Genomic DNA, 16,512 nt, shown 5'->3' with positions numbered 1-16,512 from the left:
TCCTTCCCAGGAACGGCGCCGCCCTTTCATATATAGATTCCTAGGTATTATAAATATAGCAGGATATGAGCATAAAGTCAGTAAAAATATTCAAAAAATTATAATATAGATAAAAATTGGCTATTTAAGTGCTGTATCTTTTGAAGGAATTTGTGTCAAAACAGGAATTTGCGGGGTTTTGTCGAAGTAAATGGGGCAGCGTAGGATCCGGGGCCGGTGTTACAGATCGGATGCTTGATGAAACGTTTGCTTGGAGGAAGTCGTAAAACTGGAGAAGTAGTTACATTATGGTGGATGCCATTATGTTGTCTAAACAACAATCATGCATTTTTTAGCGTAGTATTGCGGACAGATTGAGCCAGCTGTGCGGAGTTTTGAGCCACTGTTTCCGGACATCTGGGCCAGTGAATGCGGAAAAGAGAGCCACTGCTAATAAGGCATAAAATAGCACAGCCATTAGAACAAAGGTTGCGCCAATGGCTGTGAATCTTATCTAAATCTTTTATCCACGAACTGCTCATCAATAATCTCAATGGCCCAGCGAACAAGTTCATCGCGATCCGTATCTTCCACTAGCTCTTTATCCATGGTTTTAGCGTCTTTTAATAAACTTCACTAAAATGCGTTTGAATACATGGGGGCACCACCCAAATCATTGTTCCCGAGAATTTAAAGACGGGGTGACCAAGCAAACATCCAGAGCTGGTGTTAAACAAGACGTACGAAGAAATAGCCCGCCACGGATGGCTTCTATATTTTTAGGAAAAATCGCCAATTTTAGTTATAATATAACCCCCGTCTTTTTGGTTTGCAACTGCATTTTTCGCGTTGGGCCATATAACCACCTCCAATCTCTCTGAGATTAGAAGTGAGCGGTTGGTGAGTATTCTCCTTGAAATAATTGTATCAATATTAGTAACCTTAGTCATTCTTATCCATTCTTAGCAGCATCAATAGTTATAAATTTATGGGTAAGACCAAGAAATCGAGTGCTTAGCAGTCTCATTCAAAACTGAAATCACTGTATTTTTTAGATAACCACAGCTTGAAAACAATACTTTCCTTATTGTGTATCCTAAAAATTAATTTACTTATGGAAAAGACGGCTTTAAAAAGCCGAATCATGATAAATCGATGGGGAGATAGCTTAATGTTTAATGGGTGAGATCCTAACAAGTAGTGTAACTCTAATTAATCAATGATCAATCTCTAGTTTTCTCCACAAGGTCGAACGGCTAATACCCAAATCTTTTGCTGCTAAATTTTTATTCCCTTTATTCTTTGTGAGTGCGGTGTGAATGAGTTGTTGTTCCATTGTTTTAAGATTAAGTGTTTCTTTCATAGGAACGCAATCGGTTTTTTCTGTTGGATAAATGGCTTGATGCATAAACTGTGCTAAATTATCCTCGCTTGGATCTTCATCCATACAATACACATGAAAGCGTTCAAGAATATTGATCAATTCTCTGATATTACCAGGAAAGCTATAGTTGTATAATTGAGTAAGGGTAGACTTGGTCATCAGACTGCTTTGGAAGTCATGAAATTGACTAATATAGTGTAAGGTGAATTCCTCAATGTCTTCTGGTCGTTCTCGCAGTGGGGGGATAGAAAGTTGTAGTACGCTAATTCGGTAATATAAGTCTTCACGAAATTTTTGGGATTGAATTGATTGTAATAGGTTTTTGTTTGTTGCAGCAATTACGCGTACATCGACCGGGATAATTTTATGGCTGCCAATCCTCATCACTTCTTTTTCCTGTAGTACTCTTAATAATTTTGATTGAAGGTGAATAGGTAACTCACTAATTTCATCAAGAAAGATTGTCCCTTTATCTGCAAGTTCAAATAATCCTTTCTTTCCTCCTTTACTTGCCCCGGTAAAAGCCCCTTCTTCATATCCGAATAGCTCACTATCCAACAAATTTTCGGGCAGGGCTGCACAATTTATGGCCACGAATGTCCGGTCGCTTCGATTACTAGTATCGTGAATGCTTTGTGCAAACAGTTCTTTTCCAGTTCCTGATTCCCCCTGTATGAGGATTGATGAATTAGTTCTACTAAACTTCATAGCATGTTTTTTCGCTTGATTTATTTTTTCACTTTTTCCAATGATATCATCGAATTTGTACTGTGATTGAAGAGGTTTTTCATTTATCTTTTTACGAATGTTTAGTTCTTTTTCCTGTAAGTCATCAACACCGTCAATGATAACGATGGAACCTACCTTAAAATGACTTAAACGAACCATTGAATGGGTTACCGCTAACTTTTTATTTCCCCAATTAATCACGGTAGGATATTCGTGATCTTCAGATAAAGTTATTTTATTATGGAAAAATTGATTGAGGTTCCAAGAAATGATTTTATCTTTATTTAATCCTAATAATTTTTCTGCAGATTGACTTGCCGTTGTTATTGTATTTTGCTGATCTGTACTGAGAATACCACTGTTATTTTTTTGTACAACTGTCCTGAATAAGGCTGATTGTTCCATTTCTTTTCGATATATAGTAAGGTACTTAATCGCAGTATCAATCGCTTCTTTTAATGATTGTTCTGAATAAAAGAAAGAAGATTCTATTCCGTAATCAGAAGCAATTGCACATGCATAGCTCCCTCCGATAATTTTGTGTACGCCTCTTTTTTTGAGCTTATTGAAAAGAGTATGGATTTCTTTTTGGTTTCTAAATGAGTATTGGTTAATACTAAGTCCTAGCCGTGAGATTAATTGATCTATTTTTTCTAAATTTGTGTTGTAATTAATAATTGCTGTTTCGGTTTTAGTGTTATTAGAGGGGGCCTGAAGTAAAATATCCATTTCACTTACTTTTACTGGAATAACAATATTATTAATAAGTCTTTTCTCAAGACTTTTAGCACTCTGTTCCCCACTTAGTATAATCGTAGCAGGTTCATACTTATGCCGGAGTTCAGTCATAGAAATGGATATATGTTCAATTAGTGCTTCGATTGGATATTCTGAAACATCCAATTCTATCCAATCGGGTATATTGATCGTTTGTAACAACCTATTAGCCAATAATGAGAACTGTTTAGATCCAGTGATTAAAATTTTAGGATAAATGTAAAACACTCCTTTATGTAACATAATAAAACAATTTATGTTTTATTATGAAACATCGTACCTAAAAATTAAGAAATAGTAAAGTGGTCAAATTAGTTGAAGACGCTGTCTATCCTCATTTTAGATAAGTTAGATATGTTGGCATGTAATTTGCACCTATTGTTTATTGAAATACACTTAAAGGAGTAGGGAACAATGGAACAATCAATTTTTTATAGTAAAACGGAGAACATTGCTACCATTTATTTGAATCGCCCAGATAAGAAGAATGCAGTTACTCTTGATATGTGGAAGGAAATACCAAAAATATTAGCAGAGTTAGAGTATGATCGTGAAGTTACTGTTGTTATTATTAGAGGAATTAATGACAACGCTTTCTCTGCCGGTGCAGACATTACTGAATTTACTGTTGAACGTGGTAATGAAAATCGAGCAATGAATTATGATAACCATTTAACATTGGCTGGAGATGCACTTGAGTACTTTCCTAAGCCTTTAATTGCAATGGTGGAGGGTACTTGTATTGGAGGGGGATGTGAAATAGCTTTAGCATGTGACTTAAGATTCTCATCAGAAACTGGGGTGTTTGGTATAACCCCAGCTAAAATCGGCCTTGTGTATGGGGTTCCTCAAACAAAACGTTTAGTTCAAGTGGTGGGTGCATCACGGGCCAAAGATATATTGTTTTCAAGTCGTTTCATTCAAGCAAATGAAGCTTATAATATTGCTCTGATCGATCGAGTCTACAAATCTGATGAAATTGTTGATGAAACATATAAATATGCAAGGTTATTATCGGGTCGTTCACAAACATCTATAAAAGGTTCTAAAAAAATTATACAATCCATTTTAAATGAATCGGATAAAGATCAAGAAGAGATTGACCGGATTATCTTGAATTCATATCTCTCACCAGATATTAAAGAAGGAGTCGCTGCTTTTACCGAAAACCGTAGCCCAAATTTTAGTCTATAATAATGATAAAAGAGGTGCTGAAAATGCCATTAAAAGACATTAGGATTATAGATCTTTCACGTTTACTTAGTGGTCCATATGCCACAATGATGTTATCAGATTTAGGTGCGGAGGTGATAAAAGTGGAATCACCTTCTGGGGATGACACACGGCAATTTGGGCCACCATATTACCATGAATGGAGCTCTTATTTTTTAAGTGTGAACCGAAACAAAAAAAGTATAAGCTTAGACCTCAAAACCGAACAAGGAAAAGACGTACTTCTTAAAATGATCAGAACAGCCGACGTGGTTATTGAGAATTTTAGGCCGGGAACCATGGAACGCCTAGGACTATCCTACGAAACAATGAAAGAGTATAACCCTAAAATTATCTTGGCATCTATTTCTGGATTTGGGCAGTATGGAAGTTATTCAAAAAAACCTGGTTATGATGTTTTAGCACAAGCAATGGGTGGATTAATGTCGGTTACTGGTGAAAAAAACGGAGAACCGTTAAAGGCTGGATATTCATTTGCTGATCTCGGAACGGGTATGTGGGCCGCTTTTGGTATTATGACTGCCCTATGGGAAAGAAATAAGTCAGGAGAGGGGCAATGGATTGACGCGGCACTTCTAGATACAATTATCTCCTGGCAAACCTATTTGGCGAGTAATTATTTTGCTACAGGAGAGGATCCCAAAGCGTTAGGAACAGAACACCCGAACATTGTTCCTTATCAAGCTTTTCAAGCTTCCGATGGCCACTTTGTCATTGCAATAGCAAGAGACCATATGTGGCATTCATTCACTGCTAAAATAGGGATCGACATCCTTAAAGATGGACGGTTTAATACAAATGAAGGAAGAGTCATCCATCGAAATGAGTTAATACCACTCCTTGAAAATGTATTCATACAAAGAAGCAGGCAGGAATGGGATGATTTTTTTACAGATATCGGGGTTCCTGTAGGTCCCGTAAATAAGTTATCAGAGATATTGGATGACAAACATGTGAAAGAAAGAGATATGGTGGTTAATACAAAGCATCAACGATACGGTGAAACCAAATCCCTAGGTTTTCCAATACAATTATCAAGAACTCCGGGTAAAATTCGCTCATTCCCTCCTGAACTCGGGGAGCATACCGAATCAATTCTTAATGATTTAGGTTATGATAAAGAAGACATCAAGTCTTTCTTGGAAAATGGAGTCGTTTTTGATCGTACGAAGGTTAATACAAAGTGATTTTAATCTTTAAATTGGAAACGGTTACAAAATGTGTCTAATGAATGGAGGGAAAAGAATGAGTATCAAAGAGCCCCTTATATTTTTTACATTGGTTTTTGGATTGTTTATAGTAGGTGCGTTTAGTTCATATGATGCACAATTGAGTGATGGTTCCATATCAGAAGATTATCCAGATCGTACAGTTGAAGTGCTTGTTGGATATGGAGCAGGAGGAGGAACAGATTTATCAGCTAGAAATATGGTAGAAGCTTTAAATCAAGAAGGCATTGTTGATCAATCTTTCTTTGTAGAAAATATGCCTGGAGCAGGGGGGGCTCTTGCTCTAAGGGAACTGAATGATAGTGATGAATATACAATTGAGGCTGTACCAGAGTTCGCAGAAGGTTTATGGAATGAAACAGCGGATTTGGATCTTGAAGACTTTAATCCAATTGCTCAAGTTGCACAAGATTATCATATTATTGCAGTACCAGAGAATTCCCCTTATGACACGATCGAAGATCTCTTGGATGCCATCAAAGCTGATCCGGAAACGATAACAATTAGCCTTGGGACTAATATTGTAGGAATGGAAGCTTGGGGATGGCAAAAAACATTTGATGCCTATGGTATTGAAGATCGGCCGAATATGGTACCTCAGGACGGTTCAAACGAAGCTTTAACAAATGTGTTAGCAGGGGATGCGGATGCAACATTTGTAGTGCCTCAATTAGCTGAATCTCATATTGATGAAGGTAATATTAAAGCTTTAGCAGTAATGACTGATGAAAGAACTGAGCAATTTCCAGATATTCCAACATTAAAAGAAGTTGGTATTGATGTTACTTATTATAGACCCAGGGGTTTTTGGTTAAACGGTGATGTGAATGAAGAGTATGTCGATTATTGGGAAAAGGTACTGAAGGAAATGGTTAAATCTGAAACTTGGCAAGATTATGTTGAGGAAGCTGGACTTTTACCGGAATTTAAAGATCGTGAAGATTATAAAGAACTAATTCGAGAGGACGGAGAAGCATACAGGGATTTTTATGAGCAAGTTCAAGAAGAAGGCTTCTAATTATCCGTGAAAGTTAGGAGGTATGATTTTGACTGAACGTAGTTTTTCTTTAACATTTCTCGTCCTCGTGTTCATTTCTGTCATCATATCGTTTCAATACGAGATGCTATCAGATTTTAGTGTAGTAGGTGCAGGGTTTATTCCACGAATTGTAACGGGGACGATGTTTTTACTGGCAATTGTTTATGTATGGAAAGTTTACAATGGAGCTTATAAAGAAAATGAAGAAACAAAACCATCTAGATTGATAAGGTATAAACAATTGGCATTTTTATTAGCATTATTAATTTGTCTCCCCTTAATAGAAGTTTTTGGGATGATAGTTACATTAGGGTTATTTTTATTTACTAGTTTGAGGTATATAGAAGGAAATAACCTAATTCGTTCTGTTACATTCAGTGCTGCTATTTCAGTAGGTGTATTTCTTCTGTTTGAAACCTGGCTAGATGCAAGGCTCCCTATTGGGATATTTGAAACCTTATGATTGGGGTAGGAAAAAATGCAACCGTTATATGACTTATTTAATGGACTCGCGAGTATCCTGCAACCAGAGTTATTAATTTGGTGTCTCATAGGGGTTCTGTTAGGAACACTTGCAGGTGCTTTACCTGGTCTTGGTTCAATCACATCAATGGCTATTTTATTACCAATGACATTTGGCATGGAAACGATAAGTGCTCTTTTGTTTTTAATGGGGATCTATCAAGGGGCTATGTATGGTGGTCGTATTAGCTCAATATTACTGAATGTGCCTGGAGACGCTCCTGCGGTAGTAACGACATTCGACGGTTACCCACTTACTAAACAAGGTAAAGCTGGATATGCATTGACTTTGAGTGCAATTGCTTCTTTTATTGGGGGTACCATTGGGTTTATAGGGTTAGTTTTTCTTACTGCACCGATTGCAGATTTGGCTCTAATCTTTGGATCGCCTGAATATTTCGCACTGATGGCTTTTGCCCTGATTGCCACGAGTGGTTTAGTAAGTGCTAAACCATTAAAACCGATAATTGCAATGTTAATAGGTTTATTAATTGCTGTTGTAGGTGCCGACCCATTAAGTGGTACCGAAAGATATACATTTGGCTTTTTGCAGTTATGGGATGGAATTGATTTTGTAGTTGTCGCAGTAGGAGTATTTGGACTGTCAGAGGTATTTATTCGAATGGAAAATAGTATTGATATGGATGAGATGAGCAAAAAGATACCGTTTTCTGATCTTTATCCAAAGTTTAGAGAAGTAATGAAAGATTTTTGGACAATAACCCGCAGCTCGTTAATTGGATTTTTCTTTGGTGCTTTGCCAGGAGCGGGGGCAACAATTACAACTTTTCTCGTTTACGATGTTGAAAAGAAATTATCAAAAACGCCAGAAGAATTTGGAAAGGGAGCTACAAAAGGGTTAAGTGGACCAGAGGCTGCTAGTAACGCAACTGTAGGTGGAGCATTAATCCCATTATTTAGTTTAGGTATTCCAGGTTCAGGTACTACGGCTATCTTACTAGGCGCATTACTAATGTTAGGATTACAACCAGGGCCACAAATGTTTCAAGAGTCTGGCGATATTATTTGGGCGGCCATTGCGGGATTATTTTTAGCAAATATACTATTACTGATTGTTAATACGGCTTTGGTTCCAATGCTTGCTCTCATGATCCGAAAAATTAATGCTTATCTAAATCCGATAATTGCAATCCTTTGTGTAATAGGAATCTACATGCTTAACAATAGTATGTTTGATGTAGGATTGATGATTTTATTCGGAGTAATTGGTTATATATTACGGAAATATTCTTTCCCTTTAGCACCACTCGTTTTAGCCGTCATTCTAGGGCCAATGCTCGAAGAAAATTTAACACAATCATTACTAATGTCCAATGAGGGAATAAGTATATTCTTTACAAGACCGATATCATTAACATTGATACTTATTACTTTTTTGATTCTATTTATTCCGTTACTAAAAAATGCTTTTCGATCAAAAAAGAAAAGGGATATTGACCTATATCAGTAAAGTATGTGCATCGAGGTTCACGGGCAAATTGTGTACTTCACAAATTTCTAACAGAAAGGCAGTCGAATAACAAATGCATTTTTATTAACGGAAGATCAACAAATGATCCGAAAAATGGTTCGAGATTTTGCAAAAAATGAGATTGAGCCCACGGCCGCCGAACGGAATGCGGACGAACGGTTTGACCGCTCCCTTTTTAATCAGATGGCTAAGTTGGGTTTTACGGGCATTCCGTGGCCGGAGGACGAAGGCGGCATTGGCGGCGATTACTTAAGTTACGTCGTTGCGATCGAAGAATTATCCCGTGTTTGCGCCTCTACGGGTGTAACGCTTTCCGCACATATTTCGTTGGCGAGTTGGCCCATCTATACCTTTGGGACAAAAGATCAGAAAAACGCGTATTTGCAACCGCTGGCTCAAGGAGATAAGCTCGGTGCGTTTGCCTTGACAGAACCGGGTTCAGGCTCCGATGCAGGTGAGATGAAGACAACTGCCACTCTCGAAGGTGATAGCTATGTCCTGAACGGAACGAAAATTTTTATCACGAACGGTGGGGAAGCCGATGTTTATGTCGTATTTGCGATGATGGGTACGGGTCCTACCGCATTTATCGTGGAAAAAGATTATCCCGGTTTTTTTGTCGGAAAGAAAGAAGAAAAGATGGGGGTTCGTTCTTCGCCAACAACGGAAGTGCGCCTTGAAAACTGCCGCGTGCCTAAAGCGAATCGTTGAGGCGACGAAGGACAAGGGTTTAAAATTGCGATGAAAACGTTGGACGGGGGACGTAACGGCATCGCAGCGCAAGCGTTGGGGATTGCTCAGGGCGCCCTTGATGCAGTAATCGTTTATACAAAAGAACGTCATCAATTTGGAACATCCATCGGCAATCAACAAGGCATCAGCTTTAAACTCGCTGATATGGCAACAAAAATTGAAGCATCCCGCCTTTTAACGTACCAAGCGGCTTGGCGTGAACAAGAGAGGCTTGACTACGGGAAGGAATCTGCGATGTCGAAACTTTTCGCGGCTGACACAGCTATGGAGGTCACAACAGAAGCTGTACAAGTTTTTGGTGGAAATGGATACATCCGGGAATACCCGGTCGAGCGATATATGTGCGATGCGAAAATCACGCAAATCTATGAAGGTACTAATGAAATCCAACGTCTTGTAATTTCGAAAATGTTACTCGCGGAGTAAGGGGATACTTCTTCACATTACACCCCTTCCGCTGCATCTCATTGAAATGGGGATGGAAGGAGTATTCACCTGCATTCGAAGGGTATCTCTTGATAGTCGGGATTTCTTATCTGTTCTCTATGCGTTTCAGCCATGGCGGCCATACGCATGTCGTTTAATTTAGATAATGCACGTTCATTTGTCATTATTTCCCTCTCCATAATAAACAGCTCCGCGAGTAAATCCAAAGGAGCTCTCCGTTTTTTCTTTAAATGATGCGTTGATAAATCATCGTTAGGCAGCTTATCTTGACCCGTCTTCATTATCGTTTAAATACTTTTTAGTGTCGGTCTGGGTGTGTAGGATAAAGCTCGTACGCATGCTTTTTCACGCGTTCAATCGAATGCTTATCGCCTAATTTCATTAACCCAGACAGGATTTGAGTCCTTGTTTTTCTGTCTTATAAGAAGCCAATATGCTTTGAACCGTCGTTAAAATATGCATCCCTGCGGCATCTGCCCAATCAAGGACAGATGCTTGATTCACATCGATAAATTGTTGTGAGTATTGCTTTCAGTTTGTATCACCCTTGCAATCGCTTTCACCACTAAGTGCGGAGAGATTTATCACTTATTGCGGAAGCCTTTACCAATTCACTACCTCCTGTATACTTAATGGGCATGCCAAACAGTATGACAATAGGAATACAAGGGGGTATGTTCCCATAACATGACGGGGACAGGAAGTAAACTTGAGTTATTGGGACCATGTGAATGACGGTTTTTTCCTCAATCATTTGGCCAGTTTTTTCACACGTTGTAATGCACTCTGTATTCGTCCCTTCATAGTACCATTCGAAATAAATACTCATTAATATATATTATAATCCTTTTACAATTGTTTTAAATAATTTCTCACTTTCATCTGCTAATTTAAATCCTGCATTGCTCATACTCCATTGGTATATTACGCCAAACATTGCACTGTTTATAATTCTAATAATTTCATCGCTTGTTAAATCTTCATTTAACTCTCCATTATTAATGCTCTCCTCAACAAAATTCCGTAGGATTAGGAATAATGGTCGCCGGTGATCGAGGAAATAATCATGTGGATTATTTGTGAGTGCGTTACTATAGATGACCCGCATTAAATCCAAGCCAAGTTCCGTTGCAATAAATGTCATTTGTTCTTTAATAAACAATACAATTTTATCTTTGGCTGGAATGTGGGTCGGGATTTCTTTTACTCGTGATTCATAAAAACCGTCGATTTCTTTAAATTTTTCCAGAAAGATTTCATATTTAGATCCAAAATGTGCGTAAAAGGATCCTTTTGATGTTTTACTCTTTTTAACGATATCCTCAACAGTTACTTTAGTATATCCACTCTCACTAAATAACTGTAAAGCAACTTCTAGAATTTCTTTTTTTGTTTTTTCTCCCCGAGCTTGTTTGTAACCTCTAGCCAAAAAGTTCACCTCATTTTTTATTGACAGAATTATATGGCTGATATAAAATTAGACTATGTTCTAGAACGAAGTCTAAATTCTCACTTCTATAGTGAATAAAAATGCCAAGCTTGTCAACCTAGCACTAGTGCGGAGAGTGATATTGGTAATGTAACCGGTTACGCAGTCTGAGGTTGATTATTACACTGGTTTTTTTAGAATTCGAGTTCAATGTAATTACACATGGGAAATAACAGCTATGGCTACACTTGGATTAATCCATAGTTTGTTAATGGATATTCGCTGGAACTGCTGATTTTGGAAACTTTTTAATATATTTCTGAAAGCGCTAACATTATCTGGATTATTGACGATACTCATTTAGATTTATTGAGAAAAGCTTGTTCAGAATCACCCTAATATCTATGTGAAATTATAGCTACACAAATAACTTATAGTTTCTCCAGCGAGTAAAAAGTCTGCCAAGAAAAATTTTTAATGATATGGAGGAATTAATCATGTTAGAAAAAACAATTGATCAAGTGTTCGATAAACTTGTAACCCACCATCGCGACAAAATAGCGTTGAATGATTCCGATCGCTCTATTACGTACCTTGAGCTTGGCAATGAAGTTAACAAGCTTGCAAATTTGTTACAAACTCTCGATATTAAAGTTGGTGATCGAGTAGCGTTATGGATGGAAAATAGCATTGAGTTTGTTGTTGCAGAATTTGCAATTGCTAAGATTGGCGCAGTACGTGTTCCTATGAACACTTATTTGAATAAAGAAGAGGTTCTGTATCGCATTCATGACTCTCATTCAAAACTATTAATTTATCATCAGTCATTACTTGAAAATCAAGAAAAGTTGCCAATAGAACATAAGTGCATCACTTTAAATGAAACAGTGCTTAAAGAAAAGATGGCCAATGTCTCAACTAGTTATCATAAACCTCAAATAAATCCCGATAGCTATGTAACCATCATGTATACTGGTGGAACTACCGGAAAGTCAAAAGGTGTCCTGCATACGCATAAAACGATTCTCTCTATCGTATATAGCGAAACCTACGAATTAGAAATTGAACGAGGAGCGATCCTACTTCACACTACTCCTTTACCACATTCAGCCGGATACTTTATTATGCCTGGAATGTTAAGGGGGGGAGAACAGTATATCGAAAAAGGATTTGACCCAAGGCGCTTTTGTGAAATCGTTGAGAACAAACGAATTACCTTTGCATTTTTAGTGCCAACAATGATTTACATGCTGCTCGACTATCCGCATCTAAAGCAATATGACCTTAACAGTTTAAACACAATAGTTTATGGGGCAGCACCGATGGCACAAAGTCGAGTGAAAGATGCAATTGAAACCTTCGGACCAATTTTGACGCAAATATATTCTCAAGCAGAAATCATTAATCAAACAACAGTATTGACCAAAAAGGAACATGAGGAGGCACTAAATGGTTCAGAGCATCGTTTATCCTCATGTGGCAGAAGTATTATTATGTCAGAGGTACAAATTGTTAACGAACGAGACGAAGCATGTGCTCCTAATCAAGTTGGAGAATTAATAACAAAAGGTCCTCACATGATGATTAGTTATTGGAATTTACCCGAAGAAACTGACGACACCATTAAGGAAGGGTGGATATATACAGGAGATATGGCATATCAAGATGAGTACGGGTACATTTATCTGGTTGATAGAAAAAAAGATATGATCATAACAGGCGGCTTTAATGTTTATACTACCGCAGTGGAAAAAGTTCTTTTTGAACATGAAACAATAAAACAAGCTACAGTTATTGGTGTACCGGATGAAAAATGGGGTGAATCAATTAAAGCATTTGTCGTAAGCCATTCAGAAAATATTACTGAGGCAGAAATCATTAATCATTGCAAAACAAAACTGGCTAAATATGAAGTTCCAAAATCAATAGAATTCATAAAGGAATTACCTCTCACACCATATGGAAAGATTGATAAAAAATTATTGAGAAAAGCCTATTGGCAAAATTCTAATAGGCAAGTTAACTAAAGTGAGTCATGGGTCAATATAATTCATTTTTGTTTGTACATTTTAAAGTTAAAGGGGTGATGGTATGTCCGACGTATCTGTTATTGGCAGAGGGATCACAACTTTTGGGAAAAAAGATGAAACGATCAAATCAATGTTAGTGGAAGCCAGCAGAAAAGCAATACTTGAAGCGGGCAAACCCAAGGTAGATGCCGTATTTGTGGGGAACTTCACTGCTGGACAGCTTGCTAATCAGGAAATCTTAGGTTCTATTCTTACAAATGAGCTAGGGTTGGGCAATGTTCCATCTGTAAAAATGGAAGGTGCTTGTGCTTCCGGGGGTCTTGCATTTCGTCATGCCTATCAACTTGTGAAGGCTGGAGAATACGATACCATTCTGGTAGCAGGAGCGGAAAAGATGACAAATCAGGATACCGAAACAGTGACACATGCTATTAATAACGCCATGGACAGGGAAACAAATGAACAAGTATCAGGATTGACGTTTCCAGGTTTTTTTGGAGTGGTAGCAAACAGATATATGCATGAATTTGGAGCAGAGAAGAAGCATTTGGCTATGGTCGCACTAAAAAATCGCAATTATGCTAGGTTTAACCCGATTGCACAATTTAGGAAAAATACAACTCTAGAGGAGATCATGAATGCACGACCAGTTACCGATCCACTAGGACTTTTTGACTGTTCTCCTATTTCCGACGGGGCAGCAGCTGTAGTTATACAAAGAGGAAAAAATGGCGTCCAAATTCTATCTTCTGGACAAGCTTCAGGCACCCCGGTAATGCAAGAAGTCGATAACATGATGCATATTGCAGCTACGAATGAGTCCGCTAATAAAGCATATGAGGCGGCTGGATTAGGGCCGAAAGATATAGATGTAATCGAATTGCATGATTGTTTCTCTATGACTGAAATTATAGCAATTGAAGAACTCGGTTTCTTTGACAAAGGAAAGGGCTGGGAAGCGGTTGAAAAAGGATTGACTAAACATGGAGGAATGGTGCCTGTGAATACAAGCGGAGGTTTATTGTCTAAAGGGCATCCAATAGGGGCGACTGGAATCGCCCAAATCATTCAAATCGTTGATCAACTTAATCAAAGAGCTTGCAACCAAGTAGAACATGCAAACATCGGCCTATCACAAAATTTGGGTGGAACAGGAGCATATTCTGTTGTTCATATTTTTGGTAAAAAAGGGGCGTAGAGAATGGATATTCCAGTGAAAAAGTGTAAGAAGTGCCATGAAGTATTACATTCCTGCAAACTCCAATGTCCAATATGTTTATCAGATGACTTAGAGTTAACAACAATAAAGGGAGAAGGCACCATCTACTCTTACACAAAAATACACACGGCTCCAAAACAATTTGCCGACCAGGTTCCATATTATGTCGTCCTTATTCAATTAGATGGACTCAATGTAACGGGTAGATTCATAGGTGAAGATGTACAAATCAATGACTTTGTCGTACTCGAAGACATAAAAAATGAATGTTACTATTTTAAACCAGTAAGCAACTAGTAGTGTACTCACAATAGACCGAGTATAATGTTGATATGAATGTTTAAAATTATAACTATTACAAATTTTAGTAAGATGCTTCAAATGTTAATAATATAGCTAATAAGGATTATCGGGCTATAGAACGGAGGGTTTATATTGGGTATCATGTTTTGGTTATGGATGGGATTCTGGGCACTTGGCTGGGTTGTCTTATTTGCAATTCACTTTGCACAAAGATTAGATAGTAGATCAGAGAATAATAATGAAACATAAAAGGTTAATATGAAACTCTTAATGTATAGAAATATAGGGAGTGAGATAAGCATGAGTTTGACTGTATGGACCACGATTTATTTTGTAATATTTATTATTATTATGTTCTATATTTCAATTCGGGGCTTAAAAAAGACAAACAGTGCAGTTGAATTCTCAACAGCACCTCGGGCATATGGACCTTTTGTTATCGGTATTGCACTTACCGCAACTACCGGTAGTGCTGCTGCAATTTTAGGTAATCCAGGATTTGTATACGATCAAGGGTGGCCAGGGCTTTGGTATGCAATGGGAAGTTATTCAGCGATTGCCCTTGCATGGGCAACCTCTGCATTTCTATTATCTAGAATTGGGAAAAATGCTCAAGCCAAATCAATGGCAGATTTTATGGCGATACGTTTTCAAAGTCCATTACTACGGGTAGTAACAGCACTTGCTGCTATCTTTAGCATTTTTTACATTGCAGGTCAATTTGCTGGAATAGGATTGGTTTTCGTTGAGTCGATGGGGATTGACTATTTGACCGGGGTTATTATAGGTGGAATTATAATGGCAGCATATATTACAATAGGTGGTTCTCATGCAGAAATTTTAACAAGTTTTGTACAAGGACTAATTATGCTTTTTTTAAGCATCCTAATAGCTGCTGTCGTAGTGATGAATGTTGGTGGGATAGGTACAATTGACAGAACATTGACTGAAATCGATCCTATGTTAAGTTCAAGTGTTGTTTTTAATGATCCTATGTTTGGTCCTTTTACGGGTATTGTAATTTTCATTTCCTTAGGATTATTTGGTCTAAGTCCTCAGTTATCAAAAATATGGTTGGCACTAGATGATGAAAAAAATGTTTCTAAGGCACTATTATGGGGTTTTTTCGGGTTAAGTATTTTGGGCTTAATTATGTTGGTTGGAGGTCTTGGAGGCAGGATTCTCTTCCCGGACGTCGCTCCAGATACAGCCGTTCTACACTTACTTGTAGATCTATTGCCTAACTGGCTGACAGGAATAGCAATGATTGGCATATTATCAGCAATATTATCCACTACAGCAGGTTTATTTTTAGTAGTAGCTGTAGCGCTTGCAGTAGATATTTACAGGGATACTATTGTTCCGTGGAGAAAAAAGAAAATTTCAGATGCTGTATTAGATAAGCGAGCCTTAGTGTTTCAAAGAGTGTCCATCCCAATTATTGTTATAGCAGGAATTTTCATTGCTCAGAATGAACCGGATTTTATTACACAGTTAATGTGGTTGGGTATTGGTTTATTTACCGGGAGTGTCATCCCTGCTATGGTTATTGGGAGCCTATGGAAAGGAGTCACTCGTACTGCTGCCGAAATTGGTAGTGTCGCAGGGTTTCTCACATTCATAATTCTTACATTTGTTGTTGGCTTAGGGATGGGGAGTGAACTTTTTCTAGTGCCATGGGCTGCAGCAGGTGTTGCCACTATTGTTTCAACCACCCTAATTATCGTTATTAGTTTCTTCACAAAACCAATGGATAAATCCTATGTTGAAAAATTATTTGCAAAGTAAAAGTGAGCTTTTAGGGGTGTTTTACTAATTAAGTAGAGACTCAAAGCCAGTAAAGAATAAATTAAAATGGTTCCAATCATCGGTTTTTGATGACTGGAACCATTTAGTTTGGATGATTGTCACTATCTATGGTTGGATTTGTGTTCCTGGATCGTCTTA

At 37.8% G+C, this 16,512-nt stretch carries 11 protein-coding genes and 1 pseudogene; 10 read left to right on the top strand and 2 right to left on the bottom strand.

The genetic code is table 11. The features are described 5' to 3' along the window. Positions 1-1,195: 1,195 nt before the first annotated feature. Positions 1,196-3,112 (bottom strand): sigma 54-interacting transcriptional regulator, encoded by a 1,917-nt coding sequence (locus DT065_RS04055; RefSeq protein ID WP_114371112.1) that lies wholly within the window; start codon positions 3,110-3,112, stop codon positions 1,196-1,198. 171 nt (positions 3,113-3,283) lie between these two features. Between DT065_RS04055 and DT065_RS04050 the strand changes: the two genes are divergently transcribed. The 6 genes and pseudogenes from DT065_RS04050 (at position 3,284) to DT065_RS04025 (ending at position 9,563) form a co-directional block, all read left to right on the top strand. Further along, positions 3,284-4,063, top strand: coding sequence for an enoyl-CoA hydratase-related protein (locus DT065_RS04050; protein WP_114371110.1), 780 nt, complete (start codon positions 3,284-3,286; stop codon positions 4,061-4,063). A gap of 23 nt (positions 4,064-4,086) precedes the next feature. Next, on the top strand, positions 4,087-5,289 hold the full coding sequence (locus DT065_RS04045) for a CaiB/BaiF CoA transferase family protein (protein WP_227002720.1): 1,203 nt from the start codon (positions 4,087-4,089) through the stop codon (positions 5,287-5,289). A gap of 58 nt (positions 5,290-5,347) precedes the next feature. Next, positions 5,348-6,349, top strand: a complete 1,002-nt coding sequence (locus tag DT065_RS04040; RefSeq protein ID WP_160112394.1) for a tripartite tricarboxylate transporter substrate binding protein — start codon at positions 5,348-5,350, stop codon at positions 6,347-6,349. A gap of 28 nt (positions 6,350-6,377) precedes the next feature. Then, positions 6,378-6,833 carry a tripartite tricarboxylate transporter TctB family protein gene (locus DT065_RS04035; RefSeq protein ID WP_160112393.1) on the top strand — a complete coding sequence of 152 codons (456 nt, stop codon included), beginning with the start codon at positions 6,378-6,380 and terminating at the stop codon, positions 6,831-6,833. 15 nt (positions 6,834-6,848) lie between these two features. Next, a complete protein-coding gene (locus DT065_RS04030; protein ID WP_114371102.1) occupies positions 6,849-8,363 on the top strand; it encodes a tripartite tricarboxylate transporter permease in 1,515 nt (504 codons plus the stop codon). A gap of 66 nt (positions 8,364-8,429) precedes the next feature. Beyond that, positions 8,430-9,563 (top strand): annotated as a pseudogene (locus DT065_RS04025) (acyl-CoA dehydrogenase). Between the two features lie 859 nt (positions 9,564-10,422). On the opposite strand, the gene DT065_RS04015 reads toward DT065_RS04025, so the two are convergent. Further along, positions 10,423-11,013: a TetR/AcrR family transcriptional regulator gene (locus DT065_RS04015; RefSeq protein ID WP_160112392.1), complete on the bottom strand. Its 591-nt coding sequence runs from the start codon at positions 11,011-11,013 to the stop codon at positions 10,423-10,425. Positions 11,014-11,510: 497 nt separating this feature from the next. Between DT065_RS04015 and DT065_RS04010 the strand changes: the two genes are divergently transcribed. From DT065_RS04010 to DT065_RS03995, 4 genes are all read left to right on the top strand, one after another. Next, the gene (locus DT065_RS04010; RefSeq protein WP_160112391.1) at positions 11,511-13,040 is read left to right on the top strand and encodes an AMP-binding protein; all 1,530 of its coding nucleotides are present in this window, start codon (positions 11,511-11,513) and stop codon (positions 13,038-13,040) included. A gap of 64 nt (positions 13,041-13,104) precedes the next feature. Beyond that, positions 13,105-14,241 (top strand): thiolase domain-containing protein, encoded by a 1,137-nt coding sequence (locus tag DT065_RS04005; RefSeq protein WP_114371097.1) that lies wholly within the window; start codon positions 13,105-13,107, stop codon positions 14,239-14,241. A 3-nt stretch (positions 14,242-14,244) separates the two neighbouring features. Continuing rightward, on the top strand, positions 14,245-14,559 hold the full coding sequence (locus DT065_RS04000; protein ID WP_114371095.1) for a Zn-ribbon domain-containing OB-fold protein: 315 nt from the start codon (positions 14,245-14,247) through the stop codon (positions 14,557-14,559). Positions 14,560-14,865: 306 nt separating this feature from the next. After that, the gene (locus DT065_RS03995) at positions 14,866-16,353 is read left to right on the top strand and encodes a sodium:solute symporter family protein (RefSeq protein ID WP_160112390.1); all 1,488 of its coding nucleotides are present in this window, start codon (positions 14,866-14,868) and stop codon (positions 16,351-16,353) included. The last annotated feature ends 159 nt before the right edge of the window (positions 16,354-16,512 follow it).

This window comes from Salicibibacter kimchii, from assembly GCF_003336365.1.
In the GTDB taxonomy this organism is placed as follows: Bacteria; Bacillota; Bacilli; order Bacillales; family Marinococcaceae; genus Salicibibacter; species Salicibibacter kimchii.
The sequence above is the reverse complement of the archived record's forward strand: the minus strand, read 5'-3'. Positions and strand labels throughout refer to the sequence as shown.

Coding starts and splice junctions, on each gene's coding strand:
- DT065_RS04055 (WP_114371112.1), bottom strand. CDS start 3,112: ATGTTACATAAAGGAGTGTTTTACATTTATCCTAAAATTTTAATCACT.
- DT065_RS04050 (WP_114371110.1), top strand. CDS start 3,284: ATGGAACAATCAATTTTTTATAGTAAAACGGAGAACATTGCTACCATT.
- DT065_RS04045 (WP_227002720.1), top strand. CDS start 4,087: ATGCCATTAAAAGACATTAGGATTATAGATCTTTCACGTTTACTTAGT.
- DT065_RS04040 (WP_160112394.1), top strand. CDS start 5,348: ATGAGTATCAAAGAGCCCCTTATATTTTTTACATTGGTTTTTGGATTG.
- DT065_RS04030 (WP_114371102.1), top strand. CDS start 6,849: ATGCAACCGTTATATGACTTATTTAATGGACTCGCGAGTATCCTGCAA.
- DT065_RS04010 (WP_160112391.1), top strand. CDS start 11,511: ATGTTAGAAAAAACAATTGATCAAGTGTTCGATAAACTTGTAACCCAC.
- DT065_RS04005 (WP_114371097.1), top strand. CDS start 13,105: ATGTCCGACGTATCTGTTATTGGCAGAGGGATCACAACTTTTGGGAAA.
- DT065_RS04000 (WP_114371095.1), top strand. CDS start 14,245: ATGGATATTCCAGTGAAAAAGTGTAAGAAGTGCCATGAAGTATTACAT.
- DT065_RS03995 (WP_160112390.1), top strand. CDS start 14,866: ATGAGTTTGACTGTATGGACCACGATTTATTTTGTAATATTTATTATT.